The 10,070-nt window shown below is 65.6% G+C and carries 10 protein-coding genes; 8 read left to right on the forward strand and 2 right to left on the reverse strand.

Going from position 1 to position 10,070, the window contains the following annotated elements; translation table 11 throughout:
- Positions 1-2: 2 nt before the first annotated feature.
- From AC1DNG_RS21170 to AC1DNG_RS21190, 5 genes are all read left to right on the forward strand, one after another.
- Positions 3-728: a B3/B4 domain-containing protein gene (locus AC1DNG_RS21170; RefSeq protein ID WP_476888246.1), complete on the forward strand. Its 726-nt coding sequence runs from the start codon at positions 3-5 to the stop codon at positions 726-728.
- Positions 729-788: 60 nt separating this feature from the next.
- A complete protein-coding gene (locus AC1DNG_RS21175; protein WP_476888247.1) occupies positions 789-1,706 on the forward strand; it encodes an EamA family transporter in 918 nt (305 codons plus the stop codon).
- A 138-nt stretch (positions 1,707-1,844) separates the two neighbouring features.
- Positions 1,845-2,741 carry a dihydrodipicolinate synthase family protein gene (locus AC1DNG_RS21180; RefSeq protein WP_476888248.1) on the forward strand — a complete coding sequence of 299 codons (897 nt, stop codon included), beginning with the start codon at positions 1,845-1,847 and terminating at the stop codon, positions 2,739-2,741.
- A complete protein-coding gene (locus AC1DNG_RS21185) occupies positions 2,719-3,945 on the forward strand; it encodes an MFS transporter (RefSeq protein ID WP_230010386.1) in 1,227 nt (408 codons plus the stop codon). The genes AC1DNG_RS21180 and AC1DNG_RS21185 overlap by 23 nt, the downstream gene beginning before the upstream one ends.
- A 799-nt stretch (positions 3,946-4,744) precedes the next feature.
- On the forward strand, positions 4,745-4,945 hold the full coding sequence (locus AC1DNG_RS21190; protein WP_476888249.1) for a hypothetical protein: 201 nt from the start codon (positions 4,745-4,747) through the stop codon (positions 4,943-4,945).
- Positions 4,946-5,263: 318 nt separating this feature from the next.
- Here the strand turns inward: AC1DNG_RS21190 and AC1DNG_RS21195 are convergent, their stop codons facing one another.
- Both AC1DNG_RS21195 and AC1DNG_RS21200 read right to left on the reverse strand, forming a co-directional pair.
- Positions 5,264-5,989 (reverse strand): hypothetical protein, encoded by a 726-nt coding sequence (locus AC1DNG_RS21195; protein ID WP_476857416.1) that lies wholly within the window; start codon positions 5,987-5,989, stop codon positions 5,264-5,266.
- A gap of 47 nt (positions 5,990-6,036) precedes the next feature.
- The gene (locus AC1DNG_RS21200; RefSeq protein ID WP_476851192.1) at positions 6,037-6,300 is read right to left on the reverse strand and encodes a hypothetical protein; all 264 of its coding nucleotides are present in this window, start codon (positions 6,298-6,300) and stop codon (positions 6,037-6,039) included.
- 499 nt (positions 6,301-6,799) lie between these two features.
- Between AC1DNG_RS21200 and AC1DNG_RS21205 the strand changes: the two genes are divergently transcribed.
- The 3 genes from AC1DNG_RS21205 to AC1DNG_RS21215 form a co-directional block, all read left to right on the forward strand.
- Entirely contained in the window at positions 6,800-7,492 is a 693-nt protein-coding gene (locus AC1DNG_RS21205; protein WP_476888250.1) for a DUF4386 family protein, read from the forward strand.
- Between the two features lie 877 nt (positions 7,493-8,369).
- Positions 8,370-9,098: a FadR/GntR family transcriptional regulator gene (locus AC1DNG_RS21210; RefSeq protein WP_476888251.1), complete on the forward strand. Its 729-nt coding sequence runs from the start codon at positions 8,370-8,372 to the stop codon at positions 9,096-9,098.
- Between the two features lie 167 nt (positions 9,099-9,265).
- The coding region (locus AC1DNG_RS21215; protein ID WP_476888252.1) for a lyase family protein at positions 9,266-10,070 on the forward strand (805 nt) is incomplete at its 3' end.

Raw genomic sequence — 10,070 nt, forward strand, 5'->3', positions numbered from 1 at the left:
GCATGCTTCAGGAATTTCTCGACGGCGGCCATGTTGACGCCGCCGTGTTCGCGCTGCGGCCCGACTACCGGGCTTTGCTGCTGGCCGTTGACGGACTCGTCCCTGGCCCGAGTGACCAGGCCGGAGAGGAGATGCTCCAGGCGGCGGAGTCCGCAGCCCGGGAGCTGCTCAACGGCCGGCCGGTTGAGCAGCTCCCACACGTGGCTGCGTGGCGTGAGGCTTATCAGGGCTTCGGCGCCAAACCGAACCGCACTCGCAACAGCCTGGAGGCGCTCCTGCGCCGGGCGGTGTCCGGGTTGCCCCGGGTGAACCGTCTCACCGACCTCTATAACGCCGTTTCAGGGCTCCACCAGGTCCCGCTGGGTGGGGAGGATCTGACCCGCTACAGCGGTGCGCCGCGGCTGGTTCGAGCCACCGGCAAGGAAGCCTTTGATACCGCCGCCGACGGCGCCACGGTGATCGAGCACCCGGAATCCGGCGAGGTGGTGTGGCGCGATGACGCCGGCGTGACCTGCCGGCGCTGGAACTGGCGCCAGGCACGCCGCACCCAGCTCGGCGAGGAGACCACCTCCGCGCTGTTCATCCTCGACGCGCTCGAACCCATGACCGATGAGGCGCTCCACGCCGCAGCCGAGGACCTGATCGCCCGGCTGACCCTACTGGGTCCCGACGTCGGCGTTGCCCGCCGCCTGATAGCCGCGGGCACGCCAGCCAACGAAGGAGACTGACATGCTCGTCCACTCCCGGATACGCGCGATCGTTGACCGGCAGGCCCGAAGGGGTCAGCCGTGAGCCAGCGCGTCCCCAAGAATGTCCCCGTTCCGCCGTGGGGGCTGGCCGTGGCGGCCATGCTCTCAGTCCAGCTGAGTTCGGCACTGTCAGTGGATCTGATTGCGACGGTGGGGCCGGCCGGTACCGCCTGGCTCAGACTCAGTGTGGGGGCGCTCGTCTTCCTGGCCATCGCCCGGCCCCCATTGCGCGCGCTGCGCCGCCCCGACATCCCCGTGCTTCTGGGGCTGGGCGTCGCCACCGGACTGATGACCATCGCCTTCCTCGCCTCCATCGAACGCATCCCGCTCGGCACCGCCGTCGCGATCGAGTTCCTCGGTCCGCTGACCGTCGCCGCGGTGCGCAGCCACAGCGCACGGGCGCTTATCTGGCCAGCCCTGGCGCTGCTCGGCGTCGTCCTTCTGACCGAACCCTGGGCTGGTGACATCAACCTCGCCGGTATCGGGTTGGCAGGCCTCGCAGCCGTCGGGTGGGCCGTCTACATTGTGCTCACCCAACGGATCGGCGACCGCTTCACAGGCATCGGCGCGCTTTCACTCACCGTTCCCGTCGCAGCTGCCACGGCAGCGGTCGTCGGCATCCCGCAGTCCGCCGGACATCTCAACCTCGGTGTCCTCTCCGTCGCTTTCGGACTGGCCGTCCTGATGCCGGTGCTGCCAATGGCGCTCGAGATGCTCGCCCTGCGCCGGATGACGCCCACGGCGTTCGGTACCCTGATGGCCCTCGAACCCGCCATCGGGGTGCTCCTCGGGCTGCTCGTGCTGCACCAGCAGCCCTCACTCACCCAATTCGGTGGCATCACGCTCGTCGTCCTTGCAGGGGCCGCCGCGCAACGCGGTGGCCGACGGCGACCGCGCTCCCGCGAACACGCCGGCTCCCGCATCGCCCCCGACATCATCGGCCAAGGGCCAAAGTAAGCGACAGTCCTCCAAATAGGGGGTCCGCCAGACTGTCGCTACGCGGGAATTCCCTGCTGACAGGGCCCCGCAGCTAAGTCCCCCAGGGAGTGCCTCAGTCTTTGCTTCCCTGTTATTCAGACCAAAGGAGTTATAACCATGTTCACCGGCTTGAGTGCCTTCCCCCTGACCCCTCTGGCAGATGATGCTGTTGACGAGCCTGCCTTCGTTCGCCTGATCGAACGGCTCTCGGAGGCGAAGGTTGACTCCATTACCGCGCTCGGATCCACGGGCTCCTACGCGTATCTGAGCGGCGAGGAACGGAGCCGTGTGGCTCGTCTTGCCGTCGAGCACGCCGGCGCGACACCGGTGTTCATTGGTGTTGGGGCCTTGCGGACCTCACACGTCCTCGCGAACGCTGAAATGGCAGAGCAGGCGGGGGCTTCCGCACTCCTGCTTGCTCCCATGACCTATCAGCCCCTCACCGAAGATGACGTGTTCGAACTCTTCCGGACTGTCACCGCGAACTCGTCGCTGCCCGTGATCGTCTATGACAACCCGGGCACCACCCATTTCACCTTCACGACCGAGCTTTACGGACGCATCGCGGAACTGCCCGGAATCGCCTCCATCAAAATCCCCGGTGTGCCGGCCGATCCGGAGCAGGCACAGGCGCGGGTTCAGGAAATCCGAGCCGCCGTCCCGGCGCACGTGACCATCGGAGTTTCCGGTGACGCAAAGGCCGCCGCCGGACTGGCCGCCGGGTGCGATGCCTGGTACTCCGTCATCGGCGGCACCTTGCCCGCCCTGGCGCTGCGGATCACCCGGGCCGCTCTGGAAGGGCGGGTCTCAGACGCGACCGCTGAGTCCGAACGGCTTGCACCGTTGTGGGAGTCGTTCGCCGAGTTTGGCGGGAGTATCCGGGTCGTTGCGGCCATAGCGGAACAGCTGGGACTGGCATCACCATCGTGCCTGCCGCTTCCCCTCCAGGGATTGACCGCGGAGCAGCGTGCCCATGTTGGCAGGATTGTCGATGAGCTCGGGCTTAACCCGTAGCGCCGGCCTCGGCGTTTCACGCGGGAAGTACCGCCGGGGCGGGGCGCTGGCGCGCTACGTCTTCGCCGCGACGCTGGTGCGAAGCGCAGACGGCGGCGCAGTGGTCGCCATCGTGCTGCTCGCGCACGCCTGCGGGATGCCGGGCTGGCTGGCTGGCATCCTGGGAGCATCAATCACCGCACCCCACGTGCTCGGCCCCTTCATCGCCCGACGCCTCGATACAGCCCGTGACGGACGCAAGGTCATCGCGTGCTCCGCAGTCCTCCACGGGGTGCTGCTCGGTGCTGCTGCACTGCTCCTGCCCGTCGCCTGGCCGATCTGGCCAGCCTTGCTGCTCTTCGTCTCCGGCATCTTCGGGCCGATGCTCACCGGCGGGATCAGCAGCCGCCTGCCCTCCATCGCCGGCCCCGGGCAGCGCAGCCAACGCAGAGCACAAAGCTGGGACGTCGCAAGCTACGGACTCAGCGGCACCCTCGGCCCGGCAGCAGTGGCATGGATCGCGGCAGCATCCGACGCACTCACCGCGACATTGGTTCTGGCCGGAGCCGCCGTCGTTGGTGCTGGAGCCGTCCTCGCACTCCCCAAGCAAGAGCCGCCCAACAAGGCCGTTGGGGTGCCATCACCCGGACGAACACTGAGCCTCATATGGGAACGTGGTCCGCTGCGCCGCACACTCGGACTCACCGTGACCGTCGCATTCTCTGTCGCCGCGCTACCGATCTACGCCGTTGCCACAGCTCCCGCGTTCGGCGGCGCCGCGGCCGCCGGAACACTGGTCGCAGCCTACGGGATAGGGAATCTCCTCGGATCAGCAGGGCTCATGCTCCGACCGCTTCGCCGCGACGCAGACCCTCTCATGAGCTCCCTCTCCGCACTCGTCGCGGCAACGCTGATACTCGTGATGCTTACTCCGACACTCCCCACATCCCTCATTGCCTTCGGCCTGGCAGGGATCGCCAACGCAATGTTCTTCGCGGCAACCCTCGCCGCGCGAAGCGAATACGCACCCATCGAGGCCCGCGGCCAAATCTTCATCTGGGTAGGCGCACTCAAGATCGCAGCAGGATCCGCCGGAACAGCCGTCGCGGGTGCAACTATCGCACAGACGGTTTGGGCACCACTTCTGCTGGCGACAGCCCTCACAGCAATTGCTGCGACCACCAGCATCATCGAGCGCTCCCGTCCACGCTTGTCCAAACACTAGCCCGCCTGAATCCGCGGCGTGTATGCGGCGAGCAATGTCTCCAACCTGATGGCCCCGTCGCGGAGCACCGGGCCGGCCGAGGGTGTCATGCCCGGCGCAGGGATCAACGCCGACGTCATCAAAGAGGAATCCCCCGGGGCCGTCGAGGGCCACTTCGGCCCCTTCTCGGCCGCCGCGGAAGCAACTGTCGCTCAGATCTGCCTGGGTCACCGACGCCATGGCCTTTATGATGGGCAGAAATCCACCGGCATACGCCCTGCGGCCACAGTTGAAAGGTAAGTAGGCCTTGGCGGGGTGGGTAGCGTTGGTCCATGGGACTGGTCGACGACAGCCCGGACCGGGCAGCCCTGACGTTGACGCGGCTCGCCCGCGGAAGAATCCGTAGGACCCGGCGACCTGGCAGGCGCATGCTCGACTATCTAGACGACCTCGGACAGCGGAACGGCACCCCTTCCTCGGGTTGGTGGCCACCGCATTGCCCCGAGCCACTTCAAATCCCTGGACTATCTGGGAGCAGGGTTGCGCGAGCCGTGTTGGGGCGGGATGTTCGACACTAAATCACTGTCACCTGCTGGAATTTGACCTTGTCTTTGTCGTCGCGCGCCGCGCCCATTTGACCGGGAGCGCCGCTGGGCCCCGCGAGGCCCGGTGTGGATGGCTGGCCAGGGTCAGTGCTGGCGTGGCTGAAGTCGCCTCGGGCGCCGCTGTCGCCGGTGACCCCCGCGGCACCTCCCGGGCCCGGGTCTCCTCCTTTGCCGGGGTCTCCTGACTTCGCCTTGAACACGCTCTGGCCACCGCTTTGGTCGGAAATGTAAAAGACAAGGATGTCTCCGGCTGCGCCCGCGTCGCCACCCCGACCTCCAACCCCGCCCTGGGCTCCATTCCCTCCTGCGCCGCCGTAAGCGCCGGGCTCGCAGTCGTTTCCGTCGCCGCCCTTTCCGCCCTTGCCGCCGGCGCCACCTTTTCCTCCGTTTCCACCTTTCCCTCCGTTGCCGCCTGAAGCGTCGACAGATACGTCGCTGCCGAGGACGCTCACGTGTAGTTCAACGGTGCCGCCCTTGCCGCCTGGCAAGCCATCCGCGCCGGGGCCGCCGATGCCGCCATCGCCGCCACGTCCGCCGCGCGTGGCACCAGTGTCGGTGACGAAGAACCAGCCACTGCACACCGCTCCGAATCCCCCTTGTCCCTGCGGTCCGTCTCCTCCGGCAGCGCCAGCCGCGCCATCGCCGCCATCCGTTCCCCGCTTGTCGATGCCGCCCATTTTAGGATCTCCTGTTCTGGTGAGGGTAAGTCTCTGATGGGTTTGCTGCTGTTAAGTTCAGCGCCAGCCGGCCGTGACAGCCTCCACTCGAGCGAGGATCTCGGAGATGGCAAGACGATCCGTATAGCCCTCTATCGGCGGATGCGGGCCGGGCTTGGTCATTTCCTCCACCACCAGGGGAATCTCCAATGGTGTAGGCGGGGCACCGACCATCTCGTTGCAGGTGAGCAGGAAGTGGCTGCTCTCCGGTACGATCCAGCCGTACTGGTGGAACTTCACGTTCCCGGCCGTCAGCGCGTTGATCGATCGTTTGAGGAACAGCAGGCCTCGCACTTCGAGGTCGCGGTCCAGAAGCCGGACCTCCTTCCACACCGGAAATGCGTCGCGGACCGGTGAAATGAAACGCGCACCTTTCTCAGCGGTCAGCTTCGCCAGGGCAGGAGAATGGCCACGAGCGATAAGCATCGCCGTTGCGCGGCTGACCGCGTCACGCACCATCACAACTTCCTGCGGAATGGTTGCAGTGCCCTCGATCTCTCGGGACGACACAACACCGTGGTTACCCTCAGAGAAAACCACATCAGGCACAGAGGCATGCTCGAGACTGCGTTGGATGTCGTTCAGATCTTCCTCCGGGATGGCGGGGTGGATGATTCCGAGGCGGTAGAGGTCCCTGATTGAGCGCGGTCTTTCTTCGACCAGAAATTCAGCGGCCGGAGAGTCAGGGCTGTCAGAGAAGACGACCGGGTACTCCGACTCCTCGATTACATATGTGTCAGGCATGATCTGTCCTTGCTTGAACGGAATCTGTTTGGGGGAATGGGGTCCGGTCACGAGGTGGGGACCTGCGTGAAGCGGTCAGCTCTGGGTGATCGAACCAGTCGGCGCCTGCGAGTGTCTCTCAGGTGGGACCGCCAGCCGCCGATCCTCATCCTGGGCGCGGAGACGTGGCGGGCAAGGGACACGGTCGGGTTCTGGACGATTTTGGCTCTGTAGCCGTCCGCGATCAGCAGGTCGTAGACACCTTGCCAGCCTGATCCGTCGACGAAGCCGCCGTGCACGAGCACGAGGTTCTTTACTGGTTCCTCGGACATGCGACCCTTCTGTTTAAGGGAGTAACAACCGGATGCTAGCCGGACCCGGTCCGGGTGGCTAGGGTCCATTGACCGGGGCAATGCCTCGACGCCGCCTTTACCTGCGATTCCGTCGAATGGTTCTCGAAATGGAACGGGCGCTCCCGAGCCCGAATCGAGTTTGAGAGGGAGCGGGGAACCCAGAAAGTTGGTCGGGAAGTGTGCCTCATTCTGTCCCCCGGGGGATGGAGCCTACGGTCAGCGGAGCGCGCGCAGATACCGTGCAGGCACGATTCGCTGCCCGATTCGAAGGAGTGGGTAGATTGCCCGCCAGTCGGCCATCTACTCTCGGCTCAGCGCGCGCCCAGACCGGGATGCACCGCAGCTTTGCAGTACCGCGGACCTTTCCCGTGAGTCAACGCGCACCCTAGCCCGGGATGCGTTCTGGAACTACGCTGGGGCAGGCGTCGCCCTGTTTCCGGGCAGGCGGCGGGCACGTGGTCGGGGAAGGAGGCGGTCCATGAACGCACAGAACATCACCCACTGGATCCGGGCGGGGTTGTGGACACTGCCCCTTTACGGCCTGATCACCGCCTGGGCCACGCTTGAGCCTCAGCCGGACCAGCAAAAGGATCCAGACGCCTGGGCACGGTTCGTCAGCTCGGGCTCGTATCAAACCAGCCACTTGCTCGGCAGCTACGGAGGCACCATCCTCGCCATCTTCGGGGTGTTCGCGCTGGGCTGCTGCCTGGCCAACAGCCGCGTCGGCCGCCTGGCACTGGCAGCAACAGTCATCACCGTCGCAGGAACTGCCTTGCTAATGGTCCCCGCTGTCCTCTCCACTTTCGCCACTCCCGCGATCGGGAAGGCGTATCTGGAAGGGAACCGGGACGTCATGCTTCTGGAGTTTCCATCCGCCATGACGGTCTCGTTCCTGCTCGGGCTGCTGCTCGCGTTCGTTGGCAACGTCTTGCTTGGAGTCGCGGTCTGGCAGTCCCGGACGCTCCCCCGTTGGGCCGGGGCGCTATGGATTGCCGGCGCCGTACTGTTCTACCTCCTCGGCGTCGTGCTGGGGCAGGCGACCACGGGCAGCAGCCTTCCGACACAACCGGCCGGTGCCTTGCTCATGGCTGCATCGGGTGGCTGGATGGCGTGGAGCCAGTCACGGCAGGGCCAGCCAGCCGCGGCCGTCCATGCGGCCGGCACGCGCTGACGGCTTAAGGTTCGTGGAGGTCGGACTTGCCCCAGCGGTCCAAGTGATTGTGTTGAGAATTCGCGTCGGCTCCATCCGTTCGGATGGATCGAGACGATGAATACCGGAGAACGCCTCATGCCACATCTACGACGTTGCGATTATGTCGGTATCACCGTTGGCGTATCACCCATGTGCGCGGTCCGGAGGATTATCGTGCCCCTGGCCCAGCGGATCGGCTGACCTGCCTTCAGCCGCGCCGACCTCACCGGTGAGGTCCGACTCGGGCCCCGAAGATGCCCACCCGCTAACGTTCAGCAACCCAGCACGGGCGCTCACGCCTTTCCCGCGGCCACGGCGGATAACGACGAAGATTTGATCCCCAAGACTCAGCAAGTCATGCAGGTCCAAGCGCTCCCGCCCATGAAGAAGTACGCAGCAACACCGCTGTCCAAGCCAAGAGAAGGAGCCGCCAGACCGCAACGGCCACCAACAAAAATGGGCCCTAGGGGCCATAAAAGGAGATTTGGACACATTCAGCGGCTACAAGCCCCTGAACAGGGAAAACACGTGCCCGAGGTGGGACTCGAACTGCATTCCTGCCCTCGCAATCACTGGGCTCCCGCGGAAACATGCGGAATTCTGTCCGATCCGACACCGGTACGGCCCGGTCCGAAGCCCAATGTGTGTACTTTGTACACACCGCAAAATGGCCAGCTCAAAGCATCGCAATCACCAGCCGCACCCGACACGTTTCGCCGGCGACCACCAGCAACCGCAGCAACTCGGCTAAAAAACGCCGCTCCCCATCGGCCACACGTGGCGAGTGAGGCCGCCCCCGTCACGACATATTCGAGACTTCCTTGACGGGCAGTGTGACAAGTGCCATAGTCTTCGTATGGACCTGTTGGACAGCTGGACAGCTGCGCAAGATCGAGTGGTACGCGTCGGCGCGGCCGAAGCGGTCTTCGCATCCCTCCGCAGCGCAATCGAAGGCGGCAAGATCCCTGTCGGCACCCGCCTGGACTCAGAGGCATCGCTGGCCAAACAGTACGGCGTGAGCCGGACGATGGTCAGGGAGGCGCTGCGTTCCTGCACCGCGTTGGGACTGACGGCCACCCACACGGGTAAAGGCACCTTCGTCATCGCTGACAAGGTGGCCCAGGACCTCAAACTCGGCAAATATTCGGCCAGCGCCCTCGTGGAAGCCCGCCCCCACGTGGAAGTGCCGGCCGCGGGCCTCGCCGCCCAACGCCGCAGCAACGAAGACCTGGAGGCCCTTCGGGAAATCCTCCGGGAAATGTCCGAGGAGGACGATCTCCAGCAGTGGGTGCTTTTGAACACCGAGTTCCACGTGACCATCGCCCGGTGCAGCGGCAATGGCGTGTTCGAATCATTCCTGTCCGACATCTGTGACGCCATGGCCAACCAATCGAACACGCTTAACCTCGTGGCGGACCGGCGCAAAGAATCGGGTCAGGAGCACGCCCGCATTTTCGCTGCCATCGAGAGTGGATCAGCCGACGAAGCATCCCAGGCCATGAGGATGCATTTGCACGGGGTTGAATGCGCCCTGGGCACCATCGTCCCCGGAAGCGGAAACTCCAGGCCCGGCCATACGCGCTAGATCCTAAACCTCGGATTTCACCGACCCTCCCCTGCTGCAATCGCCTCAGGCCCCGCGCGGTCTCTTTGCCCTGGAACAACCATGCCCACCATGCTGGCAGCGGCGTCACTCAGGCCTGCCCCAGATTTTTCCGTCCAAGCCCGTCAACGAAGCCCTGTGAGGACCCAATGACCAACGCCCATACCGCCCCGGACACCCGCTCCGAACACGACCTCCTGGGTGACCGGGATGTTCCCGCCGGCGCCTACTGGGGCGTCCACACCCTCCGGGCCGTGGAGAACTTCCCCATCACCGGCCAGCCACTGTCCTCGAACATGCACCTGGTCCGCGGCCTGGCCGCCGTGAAGCTCGCCGCCGCCCGCACCAACCACGAGCTCGGACTGCTCGACGCCGGGCGTGCCGCCGCCATCGGGGAAGCCTGCACCGAGGTCATGAACGGCAAACTCAGCGAACAATTCGTCGTCGACGTCATCCAGGGCGGCGCCGGGACCTCCTCGAACATGAACGCCAACGAGGTCATCGCCAACCGGGCCCTGGAAATCCTCGGGCACCCGAAGGGCGACTACGCCCGGCTCCACCCCAACGACCACGTCAACCTCAGCCAGTCCACCAACGACGTCTACCCCACCGCGGTCAAGCTCGGCACGATCTTCGCGGCGCGGGAACTGCTCCAGGCCCTCACCGAGCTCGAAGACGCCTTCGCCGCAAAGGCCCTCGAGTTCCGCACGGTGGTCAAGATGGGCCGCACCCAGCTCCAGGACGCCGTCCCCATGACGCTCGGCCAGGAGTTCGGCACCTACGCCGTCACGATCGGCGAGGACCGGCTCCGCCTGGCCGAGGCCGACCTACTGATCCACGAAATCAACCTCGGCGCCACCGCGATCGGCACCGGCCTGAACGCCCCCGCCGGGTATGCCGAGGCAGCCTGCCGGCACCTGGCCGAAATCACCGGCCTGCCGCTCGTCACGGCCG

It is taken from the genome of Arthrobacter sp. 01T425, assembly GCF_056398725.1.

Bases quoted from the DNA above. Each gene is read 5' to 3' on its own strand.
- AC1DNG_RS21170 (WP_476888246.1), top strand. From the start codon at position 3: ATGCTTCAGGAATTTCTCGACGGCGGCCATGTTGACGCCGCCGTGTTC.
- AC1DNG_RS21180 (WP_476888248.1), top strand. From the start codon at position 1,845: ATGTTCACCGGCTTGAGTGCCTTCCCCCTGACCCCTCTGGCAGATGAT.
- AC1DNG_RS21185 (WP_230010386.1), top strand. From the start codon at position 2,719: ATGAGCTCGGGCTTAACCCGTAGCGCCGGCCTCGGCGTTTCACGCGGG.
- AC1DNG_RS21195 (WP_476857416.1), bottom strand. From the start codon at position 5,989: ATGCCTGACACATATGTAATCGAGGAGTCGGAGTACCCGGTCGTCTTC.
- AC1DNG_RS21200 (WP_476851192.1), bottom strand. From the start codon at position 6,300: ATGTCCGAGGAACCAGTAAAGAACCTCGTGCTCGTGCACGGCGGCTTC.
- AC1DNG_RS21205 (WP_476888250.1), top strand. From the start codon at position 6,800: ATGAACGCACAGAACATCACCCACTGGATCCGGGCGGGGTTGTGGACA.
- AC1DNG_RS21210 (WP_476888251.1), top strand. From the start codon at position 8,370: ATGGACCTGTTGGACAGCTGGACAGCTGCGCAAGATCGAGTGGTACGC.